The organism is Actinomycetospora sp. NBC_00405 (genome assembly GCF_036044095.1).
In the GTDB taxonomy this organism is placed as follows: domain Bacteria; phylum Actinomycetota; class Actinomycetes; order Mycobacteriales; family Pseudonocardiaceae; genus Actinomycetospora; species Actinomycetospora callitridis.
The window spans coordinates 3,252,082-3,278,464 of sequence record NZ_CP107938.1; the positions used below are offsets into that span (position 1 = coordinate 3,252,082).

Below are 26,383 nucleotides of genomic sequence, written 5' to 3' on the forward strand. Positions count from 1 at the left end.
CCGGCTTCTCACTCGCCACGGCCTCCATGCACGTCGACACCTCGGCCGCGCTCGACGTGCTGGTCCTGACCTGCCGCGACGGGGACTGCCTCGCGCAGTGGACCCCCGCACCCGTCGAACGCAACGGCCGGCTCGTGATTGCCCTGTCGATCGAGGTCTGTCCGGCCTGCGGCTCCTCGACCTGGGAGGTGACCGAGGTCCAGGTCGCCGGCTCGCCCTCAGCACAGGTCCGCCGCCGTCGCCAGACCCGCCGGTCTCACCGTTCCTCCCACTCCGGAAGGGGTTTCTGATCATGGCTCGACCGATGCGCGCCAGCGGCCTCACGACCGGCGGCTACCACTTCTGCACCGCCTGCCAGGGCTCCGGCTCCTGCGCCCAGCGCACCTGGACCTCCCGCGGCTGGGAGCGCTCCTACGGCAAGTGCGGGGCCTGTAACGGCAAGGGCGGCAAGTTCGCCAACCACACCCCCAAGGACCGCATCACCCGCGGCGGGCTCGGGGGGCGTGCCCGATGAGAGAGATCAGCACCGCGCGGCTGTGGCGCGGCCAGACCATCCGCACCCGCGCTGATGTCATGCGCATGGAGCGCCTCCACGAGCGTTCCCGGCTCATCCGCTGGAGCCTCACCGCCGGCTGGTGGGCCGGCTGGCTGACCGTCATGACCGTCTGGGGCTGCCTCTACGTCCCCGCCCTCGGCGGCGCCCTGACCGTTGCCGCGCTGGCATGGCTCGCGCTCGGGCCGTGGGGGCTGCTCGTCGTGGCACTGGTCGGGGCGCTCGTCGCACGGCTGTGGTCGCGGTCCTCTCCCGCCTCCTGGGAGTCGCGAGTGTCCTCGCGGCTTCGGCGCTTTGCCCGCCGGACCCGCTACCGGTGGTCCTGGGACGACGTGTGCGCCGCGACCGGGGTCAAGGCCACCGACGCCTCCCACCGCGTCATCGTCCCCCGCCTGCTGTGGGTGTCCCTGGGCGAGCATGTCGACCAGCTCCACGTCCAGCTCTGCGCCGGCGTCACCCCCGGCATCATCGCTCGCCAGGCCGACGCCCTGGCCTGCGAGTGGTGTGCCCTCGAGGTCCGCGTCCTCGCCCACCCCTCGCGCGAAGGCTGGGTCCTGCTGCGCGTGGTCTACCGCGACGTCCTCGCCGAGGAAGCCGACGACGAGCCCCTGGCCACTGAGGACCTCCGCTGGCTGCGGGTCGGGCGCCGTGAGGACGGCGAACCCTGGTGGCTGCGCCTCGTGGGCACCCACGTCCTCATCGCTGGGCTGACCGGCGCCGGCAAGTCCGGGCTCGTCGCGGCGATCATCCGCGCGCTGGCGCCCGCGATCCGGGACGGGAAGGTGCGCCTGGTCGGGATCGACCCTAAGGGCGGCATGGAGTACCGCATGGTCTCCGAGCTGTTCTACATGCTCGCCTACGGCGACGACGAACACCTCGTGGCCGCCCTGGAATTCGCCTCAGACCTCATGCGCCAACGAGCCGAAGCGCTCGGCGGCAACGTCCGCAAGCTGCTCGCGCGGATGTTCGGCGACTACCCGCTCTACGTCATCCTCGTCGATGAGCTCCTCGCGCTGACCACCTACATCGCCAACCGCGACCTCAAGGACCGGGCCAACGCCGCGGTGCGCCGGATGCTCTCCCAGGGCCGCGCCCCCGGCGTCGTGGTCATCGGCTGCGTGCAGGACCCCCGCAAGGAAGTCCTCTCGTTCCGCGACATGTTCGGCTACCGCGTCGCGCTGCGGCTCGACTCCGACGTCGAGACCCGCATGGTGCTCTCCGACTCCGCCTACGACCGCGGCGCCCGCTGCGACGCCATCCCCGAAGCCTGCCCCGGCATGGGCTTCGTCATCGACGAGGACGGCGGCAAGCGCCAGTCCATCAAGGTGCGCGCCGACTGGGTCTCCGACGCCGAGCTGTCCTACCTGGCCGCCGAGTACCCGGCCCCCGAGCAGGTCGAGGTCCCCCCGCTCGCCACCCGTAACAAGCGCTCCGGCGGCTCCACCTCGGGAAGGCAGGCGGCATGAGACAGATCGGCCTGATCAACATCATCCGCACCACCGGTGACGCCGGACGCGGCGGCTCGATGCTCGGGGCGCTCGTCGGCCTGGTCGGCGTCGTCCTGCTCGCCGCCGGGGGCTACCGCGCCCTGGACGCCGGACTTCGCGGCGTCGCCGCCACCGCGGCGGAAGCCAACCGCATCGTCGGCTGGGCCGTCGCCATCGTCCTCGTCGCCGGCGCACTCACTGCCGCCGGCTGGGTCCTGCTCGCTCGCCGCCGCGCCCTCCGCGAGGCACCGGTCGTGGAGGCCTTCACCGCCGCCACCGATCGCGCCCTCGAAGCCCACCGCCAGCGCCAGCTCTCGGCCGTTCCCAGCTCCGCGCGCCGCGAGCTCCACCACGTCGCGGCTGTGCGCCTGGACCGCCTCGACACCGATTGGAGCAAGCCGTGATCGCCGCCGTCATCATCACCGCCCTACTCACGGTGATCGCTGCCCAGATCCGGGCTGTCGGGGCCGCCGTGGTGCTCGGCGTCGTCACCGTCGCCCTGCTCGCCGTCGTCGCTCCCGGCGTCGTCACCGGCGCTGGCCACGTCCTGGCCGCCATCGCCGGCGGTATCGGCGACGCCCTCACTCATTCCAGCTCTGGAGCCACCTGATGGACACCAGCCTCGCCCAGCACGTCGAGCGAGCCTCCGAGGCCGTCCGGGCGGCCAACCACGCGTCGCTCGGACCCGTCACCGGCCCCGACGCGTACGCGGTCGTCGGCTCGCTTGCCGAGCTCGTCCACCGGGCCCCCCAGCTCCTCGACTTCCTGAGCAGAGGGCTCCGCCGGGTCGACCCCGCCGAGCACTACGACGACCGCGGCGCCGACCCGGCAGGAGCGCTCGGTCAGGCCCACGGCCACCTCATTGATGCGCGCGCCCTGGTCGACGACCTCGCCGACCACCTCGACCACGCCCATGTCCACCTCGGCCACCTCGGCCACCACCTTCCGAAGGACTGAGCCATGACCACCTACGACGTCGTCAGGCCAATTGGTGAGCGACTGATCGCCGAGCCACGGTCCGGCCGCCCCGAACGCCTCTGGGGCGCCCAGGACGTCGCGACCTTCCTCTGTGTGCCGCTTCGGACGATCTACCAGTGGCGCTACACCAAGTACGGCCCTCGCGGCCGACGCGTGGGCCGGTACCTGCGCTACGACCCCGCCGAGGTCCGGGCGTGGTTCGACGGCCTCGACGACACCGAGCGGGGCTAATCCGCTATGCCACGACCCGCAATCCCGATCGGGAGCTACGGCCAGATCACCGTCCGCGGCGAGCCTGGCAACTACGTCGCACGCGCGCTGTTCCGCGACCTGGACGGCCAGGCCCGCCAGGTCGAGCGACGCGGCGCCAGCAAGACCAAGGCCAGGGACAACCTCAAGGCGGCGCTGAAGGACCGGGCGCGGACCGGCACCGGCGTCACCGGGGACACCCGCATTCGCGAGATCGTTCCTGAGTGGTTGACGAAGATCGAGGCCGCGGCGGAAGAAGGCGACCGTTCGCCGAGCACAGCCGAGCACTATCGCCGCCAGCTCGACCGGATCATCCTTCCCGGCGTCGGTGAGCTGAGGCTCCGGGAGGCCACCGTTCCCGTCCTCGACGCGTTCATCCAGGCCGTTCGGACTCAGCGAGGTCCAGCCGCCGCGAAGCTCACGAGGACTGTGCTCTCGGGCGTGCTCGGGGTCGCCGTGCGGCACGGGGCGATCCCCTCGAACCCTGTGCGAGATGTCAGCCGCATCAACACGAGTCGGCGTAAGGCGACGCGGGCGTTCACCTTCGACGAGTGCCGTGCCTGGATCGCGCAGCTCAAGGCTGACGAGACGGCGGTCGAGAAGGACCTCCCGGACCTGTGCCTGTTCATGATCGGGACCGGAGTCCGCATCGGTGAGGCGCTGGCCGTGGACTGGTCGGAGGTTGACCTCGACGCCGGAACCGTCGACGTCGGGCACACCCTGATCCGCGTCACGGGTGTCGGCCTGGTTCGCAAGAGCACCAAGACCGAGACAGGCGAGCGGCTCCTGATCCTGCCTGGGTTTCTGCGCTCGATGCTGGGGAGGCGCCATCGAGCGGGCGATGTCGACGGACCGGTGTTCCCGGACACCCTCGGCGGGTGGCGCGACCCGTCCAACACCCGCCGGGCGTTCCGCGAGGCACGAGGAAGCGACGGCTTCGCCTGGGTCACGTCGCACGTGTTCCGCCGAACTTGCGCCACGATCCTCGACACCGCCGGCCAGACGCCCCGCGCGATTGCCGACCAGCTCGGGCACGCCCACGTCTCGATGACCCAGAACCACTATCTGGGCCGACGGATCGCCAACCCCGGCGCTGCCGCTGCCCTCGACGCCTGGCACGACGAGGAGGAATTCGGTGAGTAAGACGTGGGTTGATCACTGCGGAGAACATCTGGCAACCAGCGCGACCAGTGAAGATGGAGCCGGCGCGGGGAATCGAACCCCGGACCTTTCGCTTACAAGGCGAGTGCTCTGCCGATTGAGCTACGCCGGCACGGGCGCCATGGTACGAGGCGGCTGCGGGCGGGCAGCCCCCGCCCGGCACCGCGGTGGCTAGTGTCGTCGCGCGGGGGTGGCGGCCGAGCCGGGGCGGCCCCGTCCCCTGTCCGGGGTGGGGCGTCACACGCGCCACCGGGGCAACGTCGATCGGCTCCCACACGTCTGGGCAGGTGCTGGATGAAGTTTCCCGGAGTGCCCCGTCATCAGCGTGAGCACGCCGGCGAGCAGGGAGAGGACGGTCAGCCCGTGGGGGTGGCCCAGCGAGCACGAGGCTCGCTCCGCCGACAGTTCCCGGTCACACCCGATCTTCGTCGCGCGATCGACGCGCCGACGATGCGCGACACGCTGCTCCCGGCCGTGCCGGGGCCGCAGGTCGCCGACGACACGCTCGTACTGCGCGTGCTCGACCTCGCGCTGCGCATCGGCGAGGTGCAGCTCGCCACCGGGGCGGGCGCGGCCGTCGCGCACGACACGATGCTGGCCATCGCGAGGACGTACGGCCTGCCGACGTGCGACGTCGACATCGCGTTCTCGACGATCACCATGTGCTGCCACCGGGGCAACGAGGCCGGCCCGGTGACGACGATGCGCAACGTCCGCTACCGGACGCAGGACTACACGCGTCTCGCCGACGTCGACGCGATCATCTCCGAGATCGTCGACCGCGAGGAGCCGCTGAGCGTCGAGGAGGCGTTCACCCGACTCGGCACCGCCGTCGACGGGCCGCACCCCTACCCGCGGTTCGTCGCCGGGCTCGCGCGGTCGCTGTTCGCCGGCGCGGTCGCCTTGCTCATCGGCGGCGGCCTTCTCGTCGCGGTGCTCGCCGCGCTGGCCACCGGGGTCATCTGGACCACGGCGCGCTGGCTGCGCAAGCACGGGGTCCCGATGTTCTTCCAGCAGATGGTGGGCGCGGCCGTCGTCACGCTCAGCGCGACGACGCTGGCGTGGACCGGGACGCTCGAGGACTCCCCCGCGTTCGTCATCGCCGCCGGCATCGTCGTGCTGCTCTCGGGCCTGTCGCTGGTCGGCCTGGTGCAGGACGCGATCTCCGGCTTCCCGCTCACGGCGGCGGGGCGTGCGGTCGAGGTCGTGCTCGCGTCGGCGGGGCTGCTGGTCGGCGTCGTCGTGAGCATCAAGCTCGTCGCCACGGTCCTCGGCACCGACGCGGGCGCCTACGCGGCCGTGGTGCCGCAGAGCCCGGCGCCGTCGCTGCACCCGATCTCGCTGCTCGCCGCCGCGGCGGCCGGGATGCTGTTCGCCCTCTCGGCCTACGCGCCGTGGCGCTCGCTGCCGCTCGCGGCGCTCGCGGGCGCGGTCGCGTGGGCCGGCTACGGCCTGCTCGGGATCCTCGGCGCCGGTGAGGTCGTGGCCGCGGCGCTCGCGGCGGCCGCACTCGGGCTCGTCGCGATGGTCCTGCCCCGCTCATTGGGTACACCCCCGTTGGTGCTGGTGATCGCCGGGATCACGCCGCTCCTGCCCGGCCTCACGATGTACCGCGGGTTCTCGCAGCTCGCGTACGGCGGTGTGGCCGTGGGCGCGGTGACGATCCTGCTCGCCCTGACCTTCGGTCTCGCTCTCGCGGCCGGGGTCTCGGTGGGGGAGCAGATCGGCTGGCCGCTGCAACGGCTGCTCCGCCGTGTGCTGCCCGGAGAGACCGCGGAGGACAGAGAACGTGACGCACGCCGAGGACGCCCACGGGTCTTCTGACCTGGTGGTCGTCGCCAACCGCCTTCCCCTCGGCATCGACGAGGACGGCGGCTGGCAGCGCAGCCCGGGCGGGCTCGTGACCGCCCTCGAGCCGACCCTGCGCGCACGGAAGGGCGCCTGGGTCGGCTGGCCCGGGCGGCCGGACGTCGAGGCGGAGCCGTTCGACGACGACGGCCTGGCGATCCGGCCGGTGCGGATCAGCGCCGACGAGGTCGCCGAGTACTACGAGGGCTTCGCCAACGCGACGCTCTGGCCGCTCTACCACGACGTCGTCGCGACGCCTCGCTTCGAACGGACCTGGTGGGAGGCCTACCGGCGGGTCAACGAGCGCTTCGCGGACGCCGCGGCGCGGTCGGCGGCGCAGGGGGCGACGGTCTGGGTGCAGGACTACCAGCTCCAGCTGGTCCCCCACCTGCTGCGCGAACGCCGACCGGACCTGCACATCGGGTTCTTCCTCCACATCCCGTTCCCTCCCCCCGAGCTCTTCGCCCAGCTGCCGTGGCGGGACGCGGTGGTGGAGGGGCTGCTGGGTGCCGACGTCGTCGGCTTCCAGACCGCGGGCGGCGCCGGGAACTTCCGTCGCGTCGCCACCCGGCTCACCGACGCCGAGGCCGACCCCGGGGGCGGCGGGGACCACCTCACCGCGCCGGACGGCCGCTCCGTCAGCGTCGCCGCCTACCCGATCTCGGTGGACGCGCCCCAGCTCGACGAGATGGCTCGCGACCCGGAGACGGCCGAGCGCGCCGAGGCCCTGCGCCACGAGCTCGGCGACCCGCGCACCGTGCTGCTGGGCGTCGACCGTCTCGACTACACCAAGGGCATCGACGTCCGCCTGGAGGCGTTCGCGGAGGCCCTGCGCGACGGGAAGCTCGACCCCGCCGAGACGGTGCTGGTCCAGGTGGCGACGCCCAGCCGCGAGCGCGTCGAGCACTACGCCGAGATGCGCGACAAGATCGAGCTGAGCGTGGGCCGCATCAACGGCGAGTACGCGTCGATCGGCCGGCCGGTGATCCACTACGTGCACCAGGGGGTCCCGCGCGAGGAGCTCGTCTCGTTCTACCGCTGCGCCGACGTCATGCTCGTGACGCCCTACCGCGACGGCATGAACCTCGTGGCCAAGGAGTACGTCGCGTCGCGGTCCGACGGCGGCGGGGCGCTGGTGCTCTCGGAGTTCACCGGCGCGGCCGACGAGCTGGGCGACGGCTCGTACCTGGTCAACCCGCACGACATCCACGCGGTGGGCGACGCGATCGTCGCCGCGGCCTCGGAGGACCCGGAGGAGGCCCGGCGGCGGATGGGCCTGCTGCACGCGCAGGTGCTCGAGCACGACGTCGAGCGCTGGGCGGCGCGCTTCCTCGAGGCGCTGGGCGTGAGCTCCTAGCGCTCGGGCGGGGGCCCGGACGTGGCGCGGGCGAGCAGCTCGGTGGGCAGCAGCAGGGTGCGGGAGCGCTGACGGTCGCCGCGGTCGAGCAGGAGCTCGCCGGCCGCGCGGCCCTTGTCGAGGGTCGGCTGGCGGATGGTGGTGAGCTCGGCGCGCTCGGCCGCGGGGACGCCGTCGAAGCCGGTGACGGAGACCTCGTCGGGCACGTGGCGGCCGGACTCGCGGACGTGGCGCAGCGCACCGAGGGCGAGGAGGTCCGACGTGCACGCGATCGCCGTGACGTCGTGGCGCGCGAGCAGCTGCTCGGCGCCCGAGGCGCCCGCCGACTCGCTGTGGTCGAAGCGCTCGACCACCGGCACGTTCGTCCAGTCCACGCCGGCCTCGGCGAACCCCTCGCGCAGCCCGGAGAGGCGACGGCGTTGGACCTCGTAGCGGGCGTTCTCCTGGCGCCCGACGCTGGCGAAGCCGTCGTTGCGCTCGGTCGACAGGCGCATGCACAGCACGCCGACCTTGCGGTGGCCGAGCCCGGCGAGGTGCCGGGCCATGTCGACCATCGCGGCGTGGTCGTCGATGCCGACGCGGTCGACGTCCGAGACGGCGGTCGGCTGGTCGCACACCACGACGGGCACGGGGCGCTCGAGCACCGCGGCGAAGTTGTCGTCGTCGTCGGGCATCGAGTAGACGACGAAGCCGTCGACGCCGGCCCGCGCGACGGCCCCGGGGTCGTCGGCCTCCGGGCTCACCGGGACGAGCAGCAGGCCGGAGCCGTTGTCCTCGCAGGCCAGGGCGAGTCCCTCGAGGAACTGCACCGCCACGGGATCGCGGAAGGCGTAGGACAGCGCCTCGGTGAGCAGCAGGCCGACCGCGCCGGCCTTGCGGGTGCGCAGCGACCGGGCGACGGGATCCGGGCCCGGGTAGCCGAGGCGGCGCGCCGTGTCGAGCACGCGGCGGCGCAGGGCCGGGGAGAGCTGGTCAGGCCGGTTGTAGGCGTTCGAGACCGTGGTCCGGGAAACGCCCAGCTCAGCCGCCAGCGAGGCGAGCGTGGCGGTGCGCCGCGACCGGCGTCCCTCGAGTGCCTCTCCCACCGCCCGAACGTATCGACTGTTTCGATCTAGGGCCACTCCGCGCGACCGAAGGCCACTGTGCGGCGCCGGGTGCACACCGTATGTGACCGGGTCGGGTGAACCCGACCCTTCTTCTTGCCATCGATAACCGTTCCCGTTCCGATGAGCGCGCCCTCGGGGCGCTGCGGGCTCGGCGGCGGGCGACGCGCGCGACCATCATGGACGGGTGACCCCCGGCCTGGACTTCGGGCATGCCGCGATCATCGTCGTCGCGGGCGTGTGGGCCGGGACGGTCAACACGATCGTCGGCTCCGGGACGCTGGTGACCTTCCCCGTCCTGCTCGCCCTCGGCTACCCGCCGCTGACCGCGAACGTCTCCAACGGCCTCGGCCTCGTCCCCGGCTCCCTGACCGGCGCGATCGGCTACCGGCGGGAGCTCCGCGGCCTGCGCGGGCGGGTCGCCCGGCTCGGTGTCGCGTCGGTGCTCGGCGGGCTCACCGGCGCGGTGCTGCTGCTCTGGCTGCCGCCGGACGCGTTCGACGCGGTGGTGCCGATCCTCGTCGCCCTGGCGGTGGTGCTCGTGGTGATCCAGCCCTGGGTCTCGCGCCGGATGGCCGCGCGACGTCCCGACGGCGCGCCCCGCACCCGCGTCGGCCCGGCCGTCTCGGCGGCGACCTACGGCACCGGCGTCTACGGCGGGTACTTCGGCGCCGCGCAGGGTGTCCTGCTGCTCGCGACGCTCGGCCTGCTCATCGACGACGACCTGCAGCGGCACAACGCGGTGAAGAACGTGCTCGCGACGCTCGCGAACCTCGTCTCGGGGATCGTGTTCGCGCTGGTGGCGCCGGTGTCGTGGCCGGTCGTGGCGTGCGTGGCCGGCGGGTCGATCGTCGGCGGCGTGATCGGCTCGCTCGTCGGGCGGCGGCTGCCGCCGGTGGTGCTGCGCGGGGTGATCGTCGTGGTGGGCGTGGCGGCGTTGGTGCAGCTCCTGGTGCGGTGACCCGTTTTCGAGAGCACTGCTCTTGCTTCTCGACTCGCCAGCTGCCATTCTGAGAGCAGTGCTCGCAAACGTGAGCAGTTGTCACACTTCGGGGAGCCTCCCATGTCCGTCACCGTCTCCAGCCCGTCATCGACGACCGAGCGCATGCCGCGATCCGCCGCCATCGCCGCCGGGGCGGTGGCCGTCATGGTCGTGGGCCAGTTCGCGATGCTCGCCGTCGTCCCGGTCGTGATCGTCGTCGTCAGCACCTGGCGCAACGTCGCGCTCCGCGCCCTGCGGTGGTGGGCGGCGGGTGTCGCCGTCGCCTTCGCGACGCCGCTCGTGCTGTGGGCGATCGGCCCGGACCGCGCGCCGAGCCTCTCGAAGGACATGCATCCGGCCCTCGCGGCGGTGGTCGTCGCCGCGGCGCTCGCCTACGTCGCCGCGTGGGTCGTCGTGCGGCGCCGTCGCGCCGTTCCGCCCACGGGGGAGTGAGCGTCCCGGCGGTGTGACGTCGCAGGTCCGCGGCCCGCCGCTAGGGTCCGCCCATGTCCGGAGCGTCGCGAGCTGCTGCGACCGAGGAGCGCGGGCTCCGGATGGTCACGCGCCTCGCGCTCGCCCTCGTCGTCGTCATCCCCAACGTCGTGGGCGCGGGGGTCGTGCTCGTCGTCGCCGCCTGGGTGCTGCCCCTCGGCGAGCTCGTCGAGGACGACCCCGGCGCGCTGATGCGCAACCTCATCGCGTTCGGGGCCTATCTGCTCGGCGCCGTGCTCGTCGGTGTGGCCTGGGGTCACTTCCGGATGCGGGTCCCGCGGCCTCCCGGCCCGGGCGCCGACGACCGCGCCGTGCGGCGGCAGCGCAAGCGGCTGCGCCGCGTCGTGCTGCGCGGGCCGCTGCGGCTCGCCACCGTCCAGACCGTCCTATGGGCGGCGGCCGTCGTCGTCTTCGTGCTCATCAACGTCTTCGCGAGCCCCCGGCTGGGCATGTCGGTCGGCATCACCGTCGCGCTCGGCGGGGTGGCGACGGTCGCGGTGACCTACCGGCTCGTCGAGCGCGTCCTGCGCCGCGACGTGGCGCGCGTGCTCAACGACCGCCCGCCGTCGGGACGCGTCCTGCCCGGGGTGGCCCTGCGTGCGGTGGGCTCGTGGGTGCTCGGGACCGCGGTACCGCTGGTCGGCGTCCTGCTCGCCGCCGTGGCCTCGGTGGCGTTCGGCGGCTACACCACCGACCGGCTCGCCCTCGTCGTCCTCGTGCTCGGCGGCGTCGCGCTCGTCGTGGGCTTCCTGGTCACGGTGCTCACCGCCATGTCGACGGCGGCGCCGGTGCTCGCCGTGCGGCGCGCCCAGCGCCAGGTCGAGGACGGCGACTTCGACGCCGAGGTCCCGGTGTTCGACACCACCGAGCTGGGCCTGCTCCAGGCCGGCTTCAACACCATGGTCGGCGGGCTGCGCGAGCGGGAGCGCGTGCGGGACCTGTTCGGCCGTCACGTCGGCGAGGACGTCGCCCGCACGGCGATGGAGAACGACGTCGAGCTCGGGGGCGAGGTGCGCGAGGTCGCGGTGCTGTTCGTCGATCTCGTCGGCTCCACCCGGCTCGCCGCGACCCGGCCCCCGCACGAGGTCGTCGAGACCCTGAACGCGTTCTTCGCCGTCGTGATCGACGTGGTCGAGCAGCACGACGGCTGGATCAACAAGTTCGAGGGCGACGCCGCGCTCGCGATCTTCGGCGCGCCGACCGCGCTGGACGACGCCGCCGGCTGCGCCCTGCGTGCCGGGCGGGAGATGGCGCGGCGCATCGCCGACGAGCTCGACGACATCTCCGCGGGCATCGGCGTCTCGGCCGGTGAGGCCGTCGCCGGCAACATCGGCGACACCCGCCGCTACGAGTACACGGTGATCGGCGACCCGGTGAACGAGGCCGCGCGGCTGACCGAGGTCGCGAAGGAGCTCGACGGCGGGGTCGTGGCGTCGGGCGCGGCGCTGTCGCGTGCGGGGGACGAGGCGGAGCGCTGGGAGGTCGTCGAGTCCCGCGCGCTCCGGGGTCGCGAGGTCGACACCGACCTGGCCGTGCCGCGGGAGCACGCGCCGGCGCGAGATGACGGGGCTCGCGAGGTGGCCGAGGTGCCCGACGATTCCGGCCGAAGGGCACCTTCGCTCGGATAGAGCGGCGAGGGGCGCCCTTCGCCAGGACGATGCGGCGAGCGAACGGGGAGTTCGTGCGCCTAGAAGCAGCGAACAGCGCGTTCGCTCCAACGACGTCAGCCGCGGCGCCGCCGGGCGATCTCGGCGAGGGCGACGCCCGCGGCGACGGAGGCGTTGAGCGACTCGAACTCGCCGGCCATGGGGATCGACACCGAGGCGGTGCAGGTCTCGCGCACGAGGCGGGACAGCCCCTTGCCCTCGGAGCCGACGACGAGCACGAGGGGTCCGCGGGCGGCGTCGGGGCCCGCGGCGTCGTCGAGGTGGTCGATGTCGGCGTCCGCGTCGCCGTCGAGCCCGACCGCGACGAGGCCCTCGTCGAGCCACGCCGACAGGGTGCGGCTGAGGTTCGTCGCCCGGCCGACGGGCACGCGCGCGGCCGCGCCGGCCGAGGTCCGCCAGGCCACCGGTGTCACGCCGACCGACCGGCGCAGGGGCAGCAGCACGCCGTGCGCGCCGAACGCCGCCACCGAGCGCAGGACGGCGCCGAGGTTGCGGGGGTCGGTGACCCCGTCGAGGGCGACGAGCAGCGGCTCGACCTTCTGCAGGTGGGCGCGCTGGCGCGCCTCCTCGAGGAGGTCGTCGGGGTGGAGGTAGTCGAACGCCGGCACCGAGAGCGCGAGCCCCTGGTGCACCGCGCCGTCGGCCATCCGGTCGATGTCGCCGCGCGGCACCTCGAGCACCGAGATCCCGCGCTCCGAGGCGCTGCGGATCGACTCGCGGACGCGGTCGTCGACGTCGATGTTCTGGGCGATGTAGAGCGCGATGGCGGGGCTGTGCGCGCGCAGGCTCTCGACCACCGGGTTGCGCCCGAGCACGGTCTGGGGGCCGTCCGGGTCGTCACGCCGCGTCGGGGGACGGCGCGGCGCGGAGCGCTCCTCGGTGGCGGGTCGACGGGGCGCGGACGCCGAGCTCGACCCACCCTCGCCGCGGTACGACTTGTGGTTCGGGCGCTTCTCGGCGGGCGGGGTCGGGCCCCGGCCCTCGAGGCTCTTGCGGCCCTTGCCGCCGGAGCCCTTCGTCGGGCCCTTCTTCGAGCCCGGGTTGCGGCGGGCGCCGGGGCGGCGGGAGTTGCCGGCCATGGGGTTCAGGCACCGTCCTTGAGTGACCAGATGGGGCCGTCGGAGGTGTCCTCGACGGCGACGCCGGCCGCGGTGAGCTCGTCGCGCAGGGCGTCGGCCCGCGCGAAGTCCCGCTCGGCGCGGGCCCGGGTGCGCTGCTCGAGCAGCGAGTCGACGAGCGAGCCGAGCGCCTGGTGCGCCGCGTCGTCGGCACCGCCACCGGCGGCGGCGTCGCCCCAGGTGACGGGGTCGAGGCCGAGGATGCCGGTCATCGCCCGCACCGCGCTCGCGGCGGCCATCGCGGCGGCGCGGTCGCCGGCGTCGAGGGCGGCGTTGCCGGCGCGCACGGTCTCGTGCACCTCGGCCAGTGCCGCCGGGGTGGCGACGTCGTCGTCCATCGCGGCCGCGAACGCGTCGGAGATGCGCCCGACCTCGACGGCGCCGACGCGGTCGTGCACGCGGTGCACGAACGTCTCGATGCGCCGGTACGCGGCGGCGGCCTCGGCCAGCGCGTGCTCCGAGTACTCCAGCGTCGAGCGGTAGTGCGGCCCCACGAGGTAGTAGCGCAGCTCGACCGGCCGCACGCGCTCGAGCACCGCGGGGATCGTCAGCGTGTTGCCGAGCGACTTCGACATCTTGGCGCCCGACATCGTCACCCAGGCGTTGTGCAGCCAGTACTCGGCGAACCCGTCGCCTGCGGCCCGCGACTGGGCGAGCTCGTTCTCGTGGTGCGGGAACACCAGGTCGAGGCCGCCGCCGTGGATGTCGAAGCGCGGGCCCAGGTAGTGCGTGGCCATCGCCGAGCACTCCAGGTGCCAGCCCGGGCGCCCGCGACCCCACGGCGTCGGCCACGACGGCTCGCCGGGCTTCGCGGCCTTCCAGAGCGTGAAGTCCCGGGCGTCGCGCTTGCCGCGCGGGTCGGCCCCCTCGCCCTGCTCCATCTCCTCGACGCGCTGGCCGGACAGCTCCCCGTACGACGGCCAGGTGCCCACCGCGAAGTAGACGTCGCCGTCGACGGCGTAGGCGTGGCCGCTCTCGACGAGGCGCTCGATCAGCTCGACCATCTCGGTGATGTGGCCCGTGGCGCGCGGCTCCACCGACGGCGGCAGGCAGCCCAGCGCGTCGTAGGCCGCGGCGAAGGCGCGCTCGTGCGTCGCCGCCCACTCCCACCAGGGCCGGCCCGCGGCCTCGGCCTTGTTCAGGATCTTGTCGTCGATGTCGGTGACGTTGCGGACGAGCAGCACGTCGTACCCGCTGTGGGCGAGCCAGCGGCGGAGCACGTCGAAGTCCAGACCCGAGCGCACGTGGCCCACGTGGGGCACGCCCTGCACGGTCGCCCCACACACGTACATCGACGCCGTGCCGGCGCGCAGCGGGTGGAACTCCCGCAGCTCGCGTCGTGCGGTGTCGTACAGGTGCAGGCTCACCGTCCGGATCCTACGGAACGGCGGATCCGCTCCCACGGACGCACCCGGAACGCAACCGACCGATCGTTCGGTAACCCTCTTCCCAACCTGTGAGGCGAGACATAGAGTCGTCTGCATCATTCGACGGTTTCGCTACGCAAGGAGTGGTCAGCGTTGTCCATCACGTGCCGGACGTCCCTCGTCCGCCAGGCCCCGGGCAAGTACGAGACGGCGACGGTCGAGGTCGACGACCCGCGTCAGGACGAGATCCGGGTGAAGATGGTGGCCTCGGGCCTCTGCCACTCGGACGACCACATCGCCACCGGTGACATCCCGGTCGGCACCTACCCGTTCGCCGGGGGCCACGAGGGCGGCGGCATCGTCGAGTCGGTCGGCCCGAACACCAAGGGCTTCGAGGTGGGCGACAAGGTCGTCTTCTCGTTCCTCCCCGCCTGTGGGCAGTGCCGCTGGTGCGCCACCGGCCACTCGAACCTCTGCGACCTCGGCGCGGGCCTGCTCGCCGGCACCCGCTGGGACGACCCGTCGACCCGTCTGCACCTCGAGGACGGCACCAACGTCGGCCAGATGTGCGGCATCTCGACCTTCTCCGAGTACTCGACCGTCGCGGTCGACTCGGCGATCAAGGTCCCGCAGGACACCAAGCTCGAGGTCGCCTGCCTGCTCGGCTGCTCGGTGGGCACCGGCTGGGGCACCGCCGTGAACACCGCCGAGGTCGCCCCCGGCGACACCGTGATCATCCAGGGCATCGGCGGCATCGGCGCGAACGCCGTCCAGGGCGCGGCCCACGCGGGCGCGGCCAACGTCATCGCCGTCGACCCCGTCGCGTTCAAGCGCGAGAAGGCCCTCGAGCTCGGCGCCACCGAGGCCGTCGAGTCGATCGAGGAGGCCACCGAGCTGGCCAAGGGCTACACGAACGGCCAGGGCGCCGACGTCTCGATCGTCACGATCGGCATCACCAAGCCCGAGCACGTCGGCAACGCCTTCGCCTCGATCCGCAAGCAGGGCACGGTCGTCGTCACCGGCCTCGGCGACATCACCGAGGTGGGCGTGCCGATCCCGATCGGCGAGCTGACCCTCTTCGAGAAGAAGATCAAGGGTTCCCTGTTCGGCTCGTCCAACCCCAAGGCCGACATCCCCAAGATGCTCGACCTCTACAACAAGGGGAAGGTCAAGCTCGACGAGCTCGTCACCAAGCAGTACAAGCTCGACGAGGTGGCCCAGGGCTACGAGGACATGCACGCCGGCAAGAACATCCGCGGCGTCCTGATCTTCGACTGAGGTATCGACTCCCTGTGACGAACGGTTCCGCGGCCCCGGTCTCCCTCGTGGACACCGGGGCCGCCCCCCGTCTGCCCAGCGCGGGCCGCCTGCCGGTCCGCGCCATGATCGACGCCTCTCGCGCGCGGGTCATCGGGCGCGTGCGCGAGTCCGAGGTGATCGCCGCGGCGCTCGCCGCCGGGCGCAGCGTGCTGCTCGAGGGCCCGCCCGGCACCGGCAAGACGACGCTGCTGCGCGCGCTCGCGGAGGGCGCAGGCGTCGGGCTCGAGCTGGTCGAGGGGAACGCCGAGCTCTCGCCGGCCCGTCTCGTCGGCCACCACGACCCGTCGCGCGTCCTCACCGAGGACTACACCCCTGAGAATTTCGTGCCCGGGCCGCTGGTGCGGGCGCTCACCTCGGGCGCGTTGCTCTACGTCGAGGAGCTCAACCGCGTCCCCGAGGAGACCCTCAACGTCCTGCTCGGCGTGCTCTCCGAGCGGCGCCTGCACGTCCCGCGGCTCGGGATCGTCGACGCGGCGCCGTCGTTCCGTCTCGTCGCGGCGATGAACCCCTCGGACGCCGTCGGCACCGGGCGCATCACGCCCGCGCTCTACGACCGGTCGTGCCGCGTCGGGTTCGCGCACCAGGACGCCGACGAGGAGACCGCGATCGTGCGCCGCGACCACGGCGTCGTCGACGAGGGATTCGTGGCGCGCGCGGTGCGGGCCACGCGGGCGACCCGCGAGCACCCCGACCTGCGCCTGGGCTCCTCGGTGCGCGGCGCGCTGGACCTCGTGGCGGTCGCGGCCTCGCTGGCCGAGCTGCGCGACGTGGGGCTCGCCGGTCGGTTGGCCCCGAACGCGGAGACCACCGGCACCGACGCCGCGCTGGCCGCCCTCTCCGGGCGCGTGCAGCTGCTGGAGGGCTCGACGCGCACCGTCGAGGAGGTCGTCGCCGACCTGTGGGCGGCGAGCGCGCCCGTCGACGAGCGTGTCGGCGCCGAGGGTGGTGGCGAGGGAAAAGCCTGAGCCCCGGAGGCGCGCCGCCCCCGCAGGCGGGCCGCTCGCCCGGGGCGCCGCCGAAGGTGGTGTCGGACCCCCGGGAGGTCGCCGACCTGCTGCGCGACCAGGCCCGCCGCACCGAGACCCGCGCCGACCTGCAGCGTCGCCACGACGACCTCGAGAGCGTCAGCCCGACGGTGGGGGTGCTCGACGAGGCCGCCACCGCCGGGGCCTTCGGCGAGGACGCCGACGGGACGATCGACCTGCTCGCCGACCTCGCCCGCGCCACCGACCCGTTGCTGCGGGCGAAGGCGCGGCGCCTCGCCGTCCGCCTGCTCGTGCCCCCGGCCCGGGCGGGCGAGACGGAGCGACGGGGCTCGACCCGGCTCGCGACCGTCACCGGCGACGGGCTCGACCTGGACCTCGACGCCACCCTCGAGCAGTCCCTGGAGCACCGGCCGATCCGCGCCGAGGACCTCCGCTGGCGCGGCTGGCGCTCGCCGGGACGCGCGATCGTGCTGCTGGTCGACGCGTCGGGCTCGGTGGCCGGCAAGCCGCTGACCACGGCCGTGACGACGGCCGGCGCCCTCGCGGCCGGGCTGCGCACCGACGACGAGCTCGCGGTGATCGCGTTCTGGTCGCGCGCGGTGGTGCTGCGCCACCTGCACTCCCCCGCGCCGACCTCCGCGGTGCTCGACTCGCTGCTCGACCTGCGCGGTGGCTCCACCACCGACCTCGCGCTCGGCCTGCGCACCGCCCTCGCGCAGGCAACGGCCGCGCGGGTGCCGCACGCCGACGTCCTCGTGCTCACCGACGGCGCCTGGAACGAGGGCGAGGACCCGGCTCACATCGCCGCGGCCTCCGGCGCCGCCCGGGTGCACACGCTGGTGACGGTGGACGACGAGGAGGCGCGGACGTCGTGCGCCCGCATCGCCGCCGCGGGTGGCGGACGCTCGGTGCCGCTGCTCCGGCCCTCGGACGCCCCAGCGGCCGTGCGGGCGGTGCTGCGCTGAGCGTCCGGTCGTCTGACCCCTGAGCAGGACGCTTCGGAAATCGAAGCTTCCGCCGCCTGGCGAGCCTGCCTCCGCGGCGGACCGACCGTCGAGCCGCCACCACCCGCGCGGGACGCTTCGGAAACCGGAGCATCGCGCGACGCGGTCCTACCGGCGACGGGCGCTCGCGGCGACGTCGCGCTCGTGACCCTCGAGCAGGGCGGCGAGCTCGGCGCGCAGGCGGGGGCGGTCGGTGGGGCGCACCACGATGCGGGAGCCCGAGGCGTCGGGACCCATCGCGAGGCGGCCACTCGCCGTGTCGAGCACGGTGACCACGCGGGGCCCGCGCCGCCGGACCCCGGCCTCGTCGCGGACCGCGACCCCGAAGGCCGACGAGCGCTCGGGCGGCGCGGCCCCGATCGCGCGCAGTCGCTCGACGTGGTGCGCGGAGACGCCGGCGCGGCGCAGGCGGCGCGCGCGCTCGTCGAGGGTGACCCCGTCGCCGAGCAGGGCGTCGGCGGGCAGGGACATCGGGACGCCGGGGGCGGCGGGCCGGTCGGGGAGGCGGGCGAGCAGGGCGCAGGCGGGGTCGCCCGGGTCGGCGGGATCGAGGCGCAGACCGCCGGGGACCAGCCACGCCACGACGCCGAGCGCGCCCCGCGTCGCGGCGACGACGTCGAGCGGTGGTGCGCCCTCGGCCAGCACCCGCACGTCGACCTCGCGGGCGGGGGCGGCCAGCACGGACAGCATGTCGACGAGGGACGGGTCCTCGAGCAGACCCTGGGCCGCGAGCCGGTCGCGGGCCGCGGCGTCGAGGGCGTCGCGCTCGGCGTAGGTGCGGCCGTGGTCGAGGACGGAGAGCAGGAGCGGGTGCTCGCCGAGGCCGAGATGCCGCCACAGCGCGAGGTACTGGCCGGTGTCGAGCTGCACGCCGGCGCGCGTCACGGTCGTCACTCGCCGAGCACCGGGGGCGTCGTCGCCGGCAGGGTGCCCGCGATCGCGTCGGGGTCGTCCTCGTGGAGGTAGTCGGGCCGGCGCCGATCTCCGCCGCCACCCTGGCCACCGACCATGCCGCCCGGCGGGATCATCGGGACCGCGCCGCCGCGACCCTCGGCAGCAGCCCCGGCCGCGCGGACCGCAGCCGTCTCCGCGACGGCGCCACCACCGCCGACCCCGGTGCGCGCGCCGACCTCGCCGGCGCTTCCTCCACCGACACCGCTGAGGGCGCCACCACCGACGCCGCCTCGTCCCGTGCCCGCGGCGGCACCCGGGCCGGCGCCGGCACCACCGCTCCCGACACCACCGCCACCGACACCGCCGGCCCCGCTCCCGACGCCACCGCCGACACCCCCACCGACCCGCGCGCCCGGCACGACTCCTCCCGAGGTCGAGCCGCCCGGGGTCCCCGAGCTACCCGGTAGACCTGTGCTGCCCGGTAGGCCCGAGCCCCCCGGGACACCGGGCCGACCCGCGCCGGTCGACGCGCCCGGCGGGATCCGGCCCGCACCGCCACCACCCGTGCCGCCCGGTACGGCGCCGACGGGCGGGACGCCAGCGCCGGGCCCGCCTCCGGTGCTCGGCGCACTCCCGGCGGGCACGCCACCCGCGCCCGGTACCCCCGCCGCGCCACCCGGTGGCGCGGGGATCCCGTTCGGGGCCGGCGTCCCGGCCGCCGGCGTCGGCGACGGCACGACCGGGGCCGCGGCGCCCGTGCCCGCTGGGCCGCCACCTCCCCCGGCAGCACCGCCTGGAGCGCCACCGCCGACACCGCCGGCACCTCCCCCGCCAGGACCGCCGCCGCCCGGCGGAAGCCCGCCGCCGGCGCCCCCGGGCGCCGCACCGGCCCCTCCGCCGACCCCGGAACCGCCGACCCCGGAACCGCCGGCCCCGGAGCCGCCGAGCCCGGACCCCCCGCCTCCACCACCGGTGCCGCCCGCCCCGCCGCCCTCGGGCCCGGCGCCACCGCCCACCGGCAGGTCGGCCGGCGTGACCTGCGGGCCGACGGGGCCGGCGAACTGGGGCAGCGTGGTCATCCGGTCGGCGCTGAAGTGCTGGTAGCGCTCCATGGTCTGCTGGGCGGCCCGCTCGCCCTCCGCCTGCGCCGCGAGCGCGTTCTGGTAATCGCTGCCGAGCGGGCCCGCCGACCCGAAGACGTCGCCCCACCCGAGAGCGGCGGGAGCCGGCGCGGGCGTCGGCGCCTGGATGGCGAGGCGGACGTCCTGCAGGTTGGCGGCCTGCTCGTGGGAGACGCTGCCGACGGCGCGGCCGAGGGCGCGGGCCTGGTCGACCCAGGGCGTGAGGGGGTGGATCGACCGGTCCGCGGACTCGGCGGCCTGCCCCTGCCAGTGCGCGCGCAGGCTGGAGCCCGCGGCGTCGACGGTGTCGGCGACGCGCTGCATCCGCCCGACCAGCCGGTGCCACGACTGACCGCTGTCGACGAACCCGTCGCCGGGGACGCCGCTGGCGGGACCGCCGTTCACCTGGTCGTAGATCTCCTGGTGGCTCTTCCCCTGCCAGTTGGTCGTGAACACCGGCCCACCTCCCCTCGCGGATCGTAGGAACCGCGGGCGAGGCGTGGGTGCCGTTCGGAGGAACTCGGCGCGTGAGCTCAGGCCGGGACGAGCAGAGCCGTCGCCACGGCCGCGAGACCCTCGCCGCGGCCGGTCAGCCCGAGCCCGTCGGAGGTCGTGCCCGACACGGCCACCGGGCCCCCGAGCGCCTCCGACAGCGCGGCCTGCGCCTCGGCGCGTCGGGTGCCGATCTTCGGGGCGTTGCCGATCACCTGGACCGCGGCGTTGCCCAGCGCCCAGCCCTCTGTCGCGGCGAGCGCGCGCACCTGGCCGAGCAGCCGGGCCCCGGACGCCCCGGACCACTCCGGGCGCCCGGTGCCGAACACCGCGCCCAGGTCGCCCAGGCCGCACGCGGAGAGGACGGCGTCGCACAGCGCATGGGCGGCGACGTCGCCGTCGGAGTGCCCGGCGCAGCCGTCGACGCCCTCCCAGAACAGGCCCGCCACCCAGCACGGCACGCCGGCGCGGACCGGGTGGACGTCGGTGCCGATGCCGACCCGCATCGTCACGCCGGGCCCGCCGTGACGAGCGCCTCAGCCATCGCGAGGTCGAGCGGGGTGGTCACCTTGAAGGCGCGCGGGTCGCCGGGGACCGTCACGACGGTCACACCGAGGTCTTCGGCGAGCCCGGCGTCGTCGGTGGCCGCGACCGGCTCGCCGGTGTCGCGCCGGGCGCGGGCACGGTCGTGCGCCGCGCGCAGCGTCGCCGGCTCGAAGCCCTGCGGGGTCTGGACGGCGGCCAGGTCGGAGCGGTCGACGGTCGCGAGGACCTGCCCCGCCGGGCCGGTGCGCTTGAGCGTGTCGGCCACGGGTGTTGCCGGGATCACGGCGCGATGTCCCGCACGCACGGCGTCGACGACCGCGCGCACGACCTCCGGCGGGCAGAGGCACCGCGCGGCGTCGTGCACGAGCACCACGTCGGCGTCGGCCGGCAGCGCGTCGAGGGCGGCCGAGACCGAGCCGACGCGGTCGTCGGCACCCGGCACGACCGTGACGTCACGGTCGCCGAGGGCGCGACGCATCGCGTCCTCGCCGCCCGGAGGGGCCACGACGACGACGGCGTCCACACCACCCTCGACGAGTCCGTCGACCGCCCGCGCGACCAGGCTGAGCCCGCCGACGACCGCCAACGCCTTCGGCAGGCCGAGGCCCAGTCGTTCGCCTCGACCCGCCGCCGGCACGATCGCGGCGACGCTCACCGCGTCACCGCGGCCATCACGTCGGTTCAGGACCGGATCAGGACGCCAGCACCTGGTCGAGCAGCGACTCGGCCGCCACCTCGTCCGTGCCCTCGGCCAGGGCCAGCTCACTGACCAGTATCTGCCGGGCCTTGGCCAGCATCCGCTTCTCACCCGCGGACAGGCCGCGGTCCTTCTCGCGGCGCCAGAGGTCGCGCACGACCTCGGCCACCTTGTTCACGTCGCCCGACGCGAGCTTCTCGAGGTTCGCCTTGTACCGGCGCGACCAGTTGGTCGGCTCCTCGGTGTGCGGCGCACGCAGCACCTCGAACACCCGATCCAGCCCCTCCTGGCCAACCACGTCGCGGACGCCGACGATCTCGGCATTGTCCGCGGGAACCCGGACGGTCAGGTCGCCCTGAGCAACCTTGAGGACGAGATACTTCTTCTCTTCGCCCTTGATCGTCCTGGTCTCGATGGCCTCGATGAGAGCGGCACCGTGGTGCGGGTAGACGACGGTCTCGCCGACCTTGAAAACCATGTGTCCCGAGCCCCTTTCGCTACACCCAGATTAACACGCCCGGCGGGCGGGCATCGCAGGGGATTGCGCCGTCTTCGCAGGTCAGGGACTTGACAAGAGGCATCGGGGCGTGCTGGCCCCGGCACCCCGCGCTCCCGCGAGGCCGAGACGCCGACCTGGTACTAGGGTGTCGCTGCCCGAAGACCAGTGTGCCCCACTTCCCGAGAGGACACTCGGAGATCATGAGCCGCCGCCCGCGCGCGCCCCGACCGGCGATCGTCGTCGCGACGCTGCTGACCGCGGGCCTCGCGCTCGGGGGCTGCAGCGCCGGCTCCGTGACGCAGACCGACACCATCGTCTCCCAGGCCGACGGCGCAGCCGGACAGGTCGGCGGCATCCTCCTGCGGGACGTCTCCCTCGACGCCGGTCCGACCAACACCGTGCCCGCGGGCGCGGAGATCCCCCTGCGTCTGACGATCATCAACCAGACCCCGACGGAGGACCGGCTCGTGTCGGTCACCTCGCCGTACGCCGTGAGCGCCCGGCCGGAGGGCCCGACGACGATCCCGCCCAACAACTCCCTGCGGATCATCGGCAACGACCCCGGCCCGCTCGGCCCGCCCGACCCCTTCGTCCGGGTGGGCGGCAGCGCGCGCATCACGCTGACCGGTGTCACGCAGCAGCTCCGCCCCGGGCCGACGTACGAGGTCACCTTCACCTTCGAGAAGGCCGGCACCGTGTCCGTGCCCGTCCTCGTCGTGGGCGAGGGCGACGCCGAGGGCTGATCCGCCCGTCGGGCCCCGCGCTGTCGGGGGTCCGGCCTACGGTGCGGACCGTGCCCCCACGGACCCGCGCCCCCCGCTTCGAGTGCACCGCCTGCGGGCACGCGTCCGCGAAGTGGGTGGGGCGCTGCGCGGAGTGCGGCGGGTGGGGCACGGTCGAGGAGGCCCCGAACCTCCCCGCCCTCGCGACGGGCGGCGGCCGCACCGGCGTCCCGCCCTCCCCCGCGGCGCGCCCGTCCAGCCCCGTGCGGCTGATCAGCGAGGTCGATCTCGAGACGGCGACGGCGCGCCCGACGGGCGTGGGCGAGCTCGATCGGGTGCTCGGCGGCGGCTTCGTGCCCGGGGTCGTCGTGCTGCTCGCGGGCGAGCCGGGTGTGGGCAAGTCCACGCTCCTGCTCGAGGTCGCGGCGCGACGCGCCCGACTGGGGGCCACCGTGCTGTACGTCACCGGGGAGGAGTCGGCGGGCCAGGTCCGCCTGCGCGCCGAGCGCACCGGTGCCCTCGCGCCGCACCTGTTCCTGTCCGCGACGGCCGATCTGGAGGAGGTCGCGGCACACGTCGAGGCGGTGGACCCGGAGCTGCTCGTCGTCGACTCCGTGCAGACCGTGGGCACCGCCACCGTGGACGGCACGCCCGGCGGCGTGTCGCAGGTCCGTGCGGTCACGTCGGCGCTCGTCGCCCTCGCGAAGCAGCGGGACCTGCCGGTCGTGCTCATCGGTCACGTCACCAAGGACGGCGCGGTCGCCGGGCCCCGCACGCTCGAGCACCTCGTCGACGTCGTGCTCTCGTTCGAGGGCGAGCGGCACTCCCCGCTGCGGCTGGTGCGCGGGATGAAGAACCGCTTCGGGGCCACCGACGAGGTCGGTTGCTTCGAGATGAACGACGGCGGCATCGCCGAGGTCAGCGACCCGTCGGGCCTGTTCACGGGCGGGCGCGTGCAGACCGTGGCGGGTCAGGCGGTCACGGTGGCGATGGAGGGCAAGCGCCCGCTCATGGCCGAGGTGCAGGCCCTCGTGGCCACGCGCAGCTCGGAGAGCGCGCCGCGCCGCGTCGTGTCCGACCTCGACAGCGGGCGCGTCGCCAAAATCCTCGCGGTGCTGCAGGAGCGGTGCCACCTGCGCCTTCACGACAAGGACGTGTTCGTCGCCACGGTCGGCGGCCTGCGGCTGCGCGAGCCCGCCTCGGACCTGGCCATCGCCATCGCCATCGCGTCGGCGTTCCGCAACGAGGCCGTCCGGCCCGGGCTGATCGCGGTCGGCGAGGTCGGGCTCGGCGGCGAGGTCCGTCGGGTGGTCGCGCTCGAACGACGCCTGGCCGAGGCCGGCCGGCTGGGCATCAGTCGGGCGCTCGTGCCGCCGGGCGACGTGCGCACGCCGAAGGGGCTCGGGGCGGTGGAGGTCGACGACCTCCAGGGCGCGTTGCTGCGCGTCGGGCTGACCACGGCGCAGACGGTCTGACCCCGGCCGGTCGCGCGTACGACGTAGGGGGTCAGCCGGCGAGCGTGAACGGCGCCGGCTCGCTGACGATGCCGTCGAGGCGGGCGAGCAGCTGGTAGTCGCCGGGCGGCACGACAGTGCGCGTGCCCGCGCATCCGGGCGCCGAGGTCTTGCCCGACCAGCGCACCGAGAACACCGCCTCCTCGCCCGGCGCGAGCGTCCGGACGTCGTCGGTGTCGCCGGGCGAGCAGTCGTTGCTCCCCCACAACCCCTCGCCGGGGCGGACGACGACGGCGACGGCCTGCCTGGCGGCGTCGAGATCGCGCACGCAGGGCGCGGCGCCGGTGTTGGTGACGACGAGGCTCAGCACCGGCTTGGTCCCGGCGGCGTAGCGCGGAGCGTCGGTGCGCGCCGTGACCCGCAGGTCCCCGTCCGCGCACGGGCCGGGCGCCGCCGCCCGCTCCTGCGGGGGCTCGGCCGGGGCGGCCTCGGTGGTCGGCGCCGAGGTCACCGGCGACGTCGTGCTCGGCGGCACCACGGGAGCAGGGGTGCTCGTCGGCGTCGAGAGCAGCGGACCCGTCGAGCCCGTCGGCACCCCGGGCGGGAGGAACCCGCGGAAGCCGTCGCCGCCCGGGGGCGCGAACAGGGCGCCGTCGGGTGAGGGCGGCGCCACCAGCCCCGGCGCCCCGCCGGGCGGGACGACCGCCGGCAGCGCGGCCTCGATGGGTCCCGGGGTCCCGGTCTCTGCGGGCGCGGCGGGAGCAGCGGGCGCCGGCGTCGGCGCGCCCGCCATCGCGGCCGCCCGGGCGCGGGCCTCGACCGTGGCGCGGTCGGGCTCGCCGCCGCTCAGACCCGCCACGGCCCAGACGAATCCGCCGAGCACGGCGAGGACCACCGCGAGCGCGGCGATCCGGCGCCGCCAGTAGACCGACGGCGCGAGCGGTCCGAGCGGCTCCCACACGTCACGGAAAGTAAGTTCCACTCAGCTCTCCGCGACCGACCACCACGCGGTGGCCCGCCCGTTTCACCCGACGGTGGCGTCAGCGGGTGGCCGGGGCAGGATCGGCGGTCGATGGGCCCCACCACCACGACCCTCGCCGACGTCCTCGTCCCGTGGTTCCGCGCGCACGCCCGGGACCTCCCCTGGCGCCGCCCCGGGACGACGGCGTGGGGCGTGCTCGTCTCGGAGATCATGCTGCAGCAGACCCCGGTGGCGCGGGTCGAGGAGCCGTGGCGCGCGTGGCTCGAGCGCTGGCCGCGGCCGTCGGCGATGGCCGCCGCGCCCGCCTCCGAGGTGCTGCGGGCGTGGGGCAAGCTCGGCTATCCGCGCCGGGCGCTGCGCCTGCACGCGGCCGCGCAGGCGATCGCCGCCGACCACGGTGACGTCGTCCCCGCCGACGTCGAGACGCTCGAGTCGCTGCCCGGCATCGGCACCTACACGGCCCGCGCGGTGGCGGCGTTCGCCCACGGCCAACGCGTCCCGGTGGTCGACACCAACGTCCGCCGGGTCGTGGCGCGCGCGGTGCTCGGGCGTGCGGACGCCGGGGCCGCCGCGTCCCGCGACCTCACGGACACCGAGGCCCTGCTGCCGGGCGACACCGCCGACGCGGCGACCATGTCCGCGGCGCTCATGGAGCTCGGCGCCACGGTCTGCGTGGCGCGCACCCCCCGCTGCGCCGACTGCCCGGTGTCCGGCGCTTGCGCCTGGCAGCACCTCGGACGTCCCGCCGGCGACGGTCCGGCGCGCAAGGCGCAGCGCTGGGCCGGCACCGACCGCCAGGTCCGCGGGCGGCTGCTCGACGTGCTGCGGGAGGCGCCGGGGCCGGTGCCGGCGGCGGCGCTCGACGCGGCCTGGCCCACCGACCCTGCCCAGCGCGCCCGGTGCCTCGACTCGCTGCTCGTCGACGGGCTCGTGGAACAGCTCGCCGACGGCCGTTTCTGCCTTCCGGGAGAGCAGTAGGCTCGGGTCATGGCCGTCGTGAAGATCAATGCCATCAAGGTCCCCGAGGGCAACGAGGCCGAGCTGGAGCGCCGGTTCGCCGCCCGTGGCGACTCGATCAAGGACACGCCGGGCTTCCTCGGCTACGAGCTGCTGCGTCCCACCGCCGGGGACGACCGCTACTTCGTCTACACCCGCTGGGAGTCCGAGGAGGCGTTCGCCCACTGGCGTGACGGTGGTGCCGCGGCCGCTGCCCACGCGGGCGAGCGCGCCAAGCCGGTCTCGTCGGGCGCCGACCTCATGGAGTTCGAGGTCGTGCTGCACGTCGACGGATCGGGCGCCTGACC

Annotated in this window: 29 protein-coding genes and 1 tRNA gene; 20 read left to right on the forward strand and 10 right to left on the reverse strand. The window is 74.6% G+C overall.

Annotated features, from left to right (window positions below):
- Nucleotides 1-26: 26 nt before the first annotated feature.
- From OG774_RS15965 to OG774_RS16000, 8 genes are read left to right on the forward strand one after another with little or no spacing between them, the layout of a single operon-like run.
- The gene (locus tag OG774_RS15965) at nucleotides 27-290 is read left to right on the forward strand and encodes a hypothetical protein (protein WP_328302150.1); all 264 of its coding nucleotides are present in this window, start codon (nucleotides 27-29) and stop codon (nucleotides 288-290) included.
- A gap of 2 nt (nucleotides 291-292) precedes the next feature.
- A complete protein-coding gene (locus tag OG774_RS15970) occupies nucleotides 293-514 on the forward strand; it encodes a hypothetical protein (RefSeq protein ID WP_328302152.1) in 222 nt (73 codons plus the stop codon).
- Nucleotides 511-2,019, forward strand: a complete 1,509-nt coding sequence (locus OG774_RS15975; protein WP_328302154.1) for an FtsK/SpoIIIE domain-containing protein — start codon at nucleotides 511-513, stop codon at nucleotides 2,017-2,019. Before OG774_RS15970 ends, OG774_RS15975 begins: the two co-directional genes overlap by 4 nt.
- Nucleotides 2,016-2,444, forward strand: a complete 429-nt coding sequence (locus OG774_RS15980; RefSeq protein WP_328302156.1) for a hypothetical protein — start codon at nucleotides 2,016-2,018, stop codon at nucleotides 2,442-2,444. The genes OG774_RS15975 and OG774_RS15980 overlap by 4 nt, the downstream gene beginning before the upstream one ends.
- A complete protein-coding gene (locus OG774_RS15985; protein WP_328302158.1) occupies nucleotides 2,441-2,650 on the forward strand; it encodes a hypothetical protein in 210 nt (69 codons plus the stop codon). The genes OG774_RS15980 and OG774_RS15985 overlap by 4 nt, the downstream gene beginning before the upstream one ends.
- Nucleotides 2,650-2,997 carry a hypothetical protein gene (locus OG774_RS15990; protein WP_328302160.1) on the forward strand — a complete coding sequence of 116 codons (348 nt, stop codon included), beginning with the start codon at nucleotides 2,650-2,652 and terminating at the stop codon, nucleotides 2,995-2,997. The genes OG774_RS15985 and OG774_RS15990 overlap by 1 nt, the downstream gene beginning before the upstream one ends.
- Before the next feature lie 3 nt (nucleotides 2,998-3,000).
- Complete coding sequence (locus tag OG774_RS15995; RefSeq protein WP_328302162.1) at nucleotides 3,001-3,249, forward strand: helix-turn-helix transcriptional regulator; 249 nt, start codon at nucleotides 3,001-3,003, stop codon at nucleotides 3,247-3,249.
- Between the two features lie 6 nt (nucleotides 3,250-3,255).
- Nucleotides 3,256-4,410, forward strand: a complete 1,155-nt coding sequence (locus OG774_RS16000) for a site-specific integrase (protein ID WP_328302164.1) — start codon at nucleotides 3,256-3,258, stop codon at nucleotides 4,408-4,410.
- A gap of 54 nt (nucleotides 4,411-4,464) precedes the next feature.
- On the opposite strand, the gene OG774_RS16005 is transcribed toward OG774_RS16000, so the two are convergent.
- Nucleotides 4,465-4,540: transfer RNA gene (locus OG774_RS16005), tRNA-Thr, on the reverse strand.
- A gap of 338 nt (nucleotides 4,541-4,878) precedes the next feature.
- Here OG774_RS16005 and OG774_RS16010 point away from each other — a divergent pair.
- Together OG774_RS16010 and OG774_RS16015 are read left to right on the forward strand one after the other, a co-directional pair.
- Nucleotides 4,879-6,252: a threonine/serine ThrE exporter family protein gene (locus OG774_RS16010; protein WP_328302166.1), complete on the forward strand. Its 1,374-nt coding sequence runs from the start codon at nucleotides 4,879-4,881 to the stop codon at nucleotides 6,250-6,252.
- Entirely contained in the window at nucleotides 6,218-7,633 is a 1,416-nt protein-coding gene (locus OG774_RS16015; RefSeq protein ID WP_328302168.1) for an alpha,alpha-trehalose-phosphate synthase (UDP-forming), read from the forward strand. The genes OG774_RS16010 and OG774_RS16015 overlap by 35 nt, the downstream gene beginning before the upstream one ends.
- On the opposite strand, the gene OG774_RS16020 is transcribed toward OG774_RS16015, so the two are convergent.
- A complete protein-coding gene (locus OG774_RS16020; protein WP_328302170.1) occupies nucleotides 7,630-8,718 on the reverse strand; it encodes a LacI family DNA-binding transcriptional regulator in 1,089 nt (362 codons plus the stop codon). The genes OG774_RS16015 and OG774_RS16020 overlap by 4 nt on opposite strands.
- 217 nt (nucleotides 8,719-8,935) lie before the next feature.
- Between OG774_RS16020 and OG774_RS16025 the strand changes: the two genes are divergently transcribed.
- The 3 genes from OG774_RS16025 to OG774_RS16035 all read left to right on the forward strand — a co-directional run bounded on the left by OG774_RS16025 (nucleotide 8,936) and on the right by OG774_RS16035 (nucleotide 11,838).
- On the forward strand, nucleotides 8,936-9,697 hold the full coding sequence (locus OG774_RS16025; RefSeq protein ID WP_328310979.1) for a sulfite exporter TauE/SafE family protein: 762 nt from the start codon (nucleotides 8,936-8,938) through the stop codon (nucleotides 9,695-9,697).
- Between the two features lie 102 nt (nucleotides 9,698-9,799).
- Entirely contained in the window at nucleotides 9,800-10,171 is a 372-nt protein-coding gene (locus OG774_RS16030) for a hypothetical protein (RefSeq protein WP_328302172.1), read from the forward strand.
- 53 nt (nucleotides 10,172-10,224) lie between these two features.
- Nucleotides 10,225-11,838: an adenylate/guanylate cyclase domain-containing protein gene (locus OG774_RS16035; RefSeq protein WP_328302174.1), complete on the forward strand. Its 1,614-nt coding sequence runs from the start codon at nucleotides 10,225-10,227 to the stop codon at nucleotides 11,836-11,838.
- 95 nt (nucleotides 11,839-11,933) lie between these two features.
- Here OG774_RS16035 and rlmB read toward each other — a convergent pair whose 3' ends face one another.
- Nucleotides 11,934-12,956, reverse strand: a complete 1,023-nt coding sequence (gene rlmB, locus OG774_RS16040) for a 23S rRNA (guanosine(2251)-2'-O)-methyltransferase RlmB (RefSeq protein WP_328302176.1) — start codon at nucleotides 12,954-12,956, stop codon at nucleotides 11,934-11,936.
- Nucleotides 12,957-12,961: 5 nt separating this feature from the next.
- Nucleotides 12,962-14,362: a cysteine--tRNA ligase gene (gene cysS / locus OG774_RS16045; protein ID WP_328302178.1), complete on the reverse strand. Its 1,401-nt coding sequence runs from the start codon at nucleotides 14,360-14,362 to the stop codon at nucleotides 12,962-12,964.
- 153 nt (nucleotides 14,363-14,515) lie between these two features.
- Here cysS and OG774_RS16050 point away from each other — a divergent pair, with 153 nt between their 5' ends.
- The 3 genes from OG774_RS16050 to OG774_RS16060 are packed head-to-tail and all read left to right on the forward strand — an operon-like array spanning nucleotide 14,516 to nucleotide 17,633.
- Nucleotides 14,516-15,640 carry an NDMA-dependent alcohol dehydrogenase gene (locus tag OG774_RS16050; protein WP_328302180.1) on the forward strand — a complete coding sequence of 375 codons (1,125 nt, stop codon included), beginning with the start codon at nucleotides 14,516-14,518 and terminating at the stop codon, nucleotides 15,638-15,640.
- Nucleotides 15,641-15,654: 14 nt separating this feature from the next.
- Nucleotides 15,655-16,647, forward strand: a complete 993-nt coding sequence (locus OG774_RS16055; protein ID WP_328302182.1) for an AAA family ATPase — start codon at nucleotides 15,655-15,657, stop codon at nucleotides 16,645-16,647.
- Between the two features lie 59 nt (nucleotides 16,648-16,706).
- Nucleotides 16,707-17,633 carry a vWA domain-containing protein gene (locus OG774_RS16060; protein WP_328302184.1) on the forward strand — a complete coding sequence of 309 codons (927 nt, stop codon included), beginning with the start codon at nucleotides 16,707-16,709 and terminating at the stop codon, nucleotides 17,631-17,633.
- 147 nt (nucleotides 17,634-17,780) lie between these two features.
- Here the strand turns inward: OG774_RS16060 and OG774_RS16065 are convergent, their stop codons facing one another.
- The 5 genes from OG774_RS16065 to OG774_RS16085 form a co-directional block, all read right to left on the reverse strand.
- Nucleotides 17,781-18,566: an ESX secretion-associated protein EspG gene (locus OG774_RS16065; RefSeq protein ID WP_328302186.1), complete on the reverse strand. Its 786-nt coding sequence runs from the start codon at nucleotides 18,564-18,566 to the stop codon at nucleotides 17,781-17,783.
- Nucleotides 18,563-20,143 (reverse strand): hypothetical protein, encoded by a 1,581-nt coding sequence (locus tag OG774_RS16070; protein ID WP_328302188.1) that lies wholly within the window; start codon nucleotides 20,141-20,143, stop codon nucleotides 18,563-18,565. The genes OG774_RS16065 and OG774_RS16070 overlap by 4 nt, the downstream gene beginning before the upstream one ends.
- Before the next feature lie 77 nt (nucleotides 20,144-20,220).
- Nucleotides 20,221-20,685, reverse strand: coding sequence for a 2-C-methyl-D-erythritol 2,4-cyclodiphosphate synthase (gene ispF, locus OG774_RS16075; RefSeq protein WP_328310981.1), 465 nt, complete (start codon nucleotides 20,683-20,685; stop codon nucleotides 20,221-20,223).
- A 2-nt stretch (nucleotides 20,686-20,687) separates the two neighbouring features.
- Nucleotides 20,688-21,380, reverse strand: coding sequence for a 2-C-methyl-D-erythritol 4-phosphate cytidylyltransferase (gene ispD / locus OG774_RS16080; protein ID WP_328302190.1), 693 nt, complete (start codon nucleotides 21,378-21,380; stop codon nucleotides 20,688-20,690).
- 37 nt (nucleotides 21,381-21,417) lie between these two features.
- The gene (locus OG774_RS16085; protein WP_116707106.1) at nucleotides 21,418-21,900 is read right to left on the reverse strand and encodes a CarD family transcriptional regulator; all 483 of its coding nucleotides are present in this window, start codon (nucleotides 21,898-21,900) and stop codon (nucleotides 21,418-21,420) included.
- A gap of 221 nt (nucleotides 21,901-22,121) precedes the next feature.
- On the opposite strand from OG774_RS16085, the gene OG774_RS16090 reads away from it, so the two are divergent.
- Together OG774_RS16090 and radA are read left to right on the forward strand one after the other, a co-directional pair.
- The gene (locus tag OG774_RS16090) at nucleotides 22,122-22,664 is read left to right on the forward strand and encodes a copper chaperone PCu(A)C (protein ID WP_328302199.1); all 543 of its coding nucleotides are present in this window, start codon (nucleotides 22,122-22,124) and stop codon (nucleotides 22,662-22,664) included.
- 50 nt (nucleotides 22,665-22,714) lie between these two features.
- Nucleotides 22,715-24,118, forward strand: coding sequence for a DNA repair protein RadA (gene radA / locus OG774_RS16095; RefSeq protein ID WP_328302201.1), 1,404 nt, complete (start codon nucleotides 22,715-22,717; stop codon nucleotides 24,116-24,118).
- 31 nt (nucleotides 24,119-24,149) lie between these two features.
- Here radA and OG774_RS16100 read toward each other — a convergent pair whose 3' ends face one another.
- Nucleotides 24,150-25,058, reverse strand: coding sequence for a DUF4232 domain-containing protein (locus tag OG774_RS16100; RefSeq protein WP_328302203.1), 909 nt, complete (start codon nucleotides 25,056-25,058; stop codon nucleotides 24,150-24,152).
- Between the two features lie 111 nt (nucleotides 25,059-25,169).
- On the opposite strand from OG774_RS16100, the gene OG774_RS16105 reads away from it, so the two are divergent.
- Both OG774_RS16105 and OG774_RS16110 read left to right on the forward strand, forming a co-directional pair.
- Nucleotides 25,170-26,057, forward strand: a complete 888-nt coding sequence (locus OG774_RS16105; RefSeq protein ID WP_328302205.1) for an A/G-specific adenine glycosylase — start codon at nucleotides 25,170-25,172, stop codon at nucleotides 26,055-26,057.
- A 9-nt stretch (nucleotides 26,058-26,066) separates the two neighbouring features.
- A complete protein-coding gene (locus OG774_RS16110) occupies nucleotides 26,067-26,381 on the forward strand; it encodes an antibiotic biosynthesis monooxygenase family protein (RefSeq protein WP_328302207.1) in 315 nt (104 codons plus the stop codon).
- The last annotated feature ends 2 nt before the right edge of the window (nucleotides 26,382-26,383 follow it).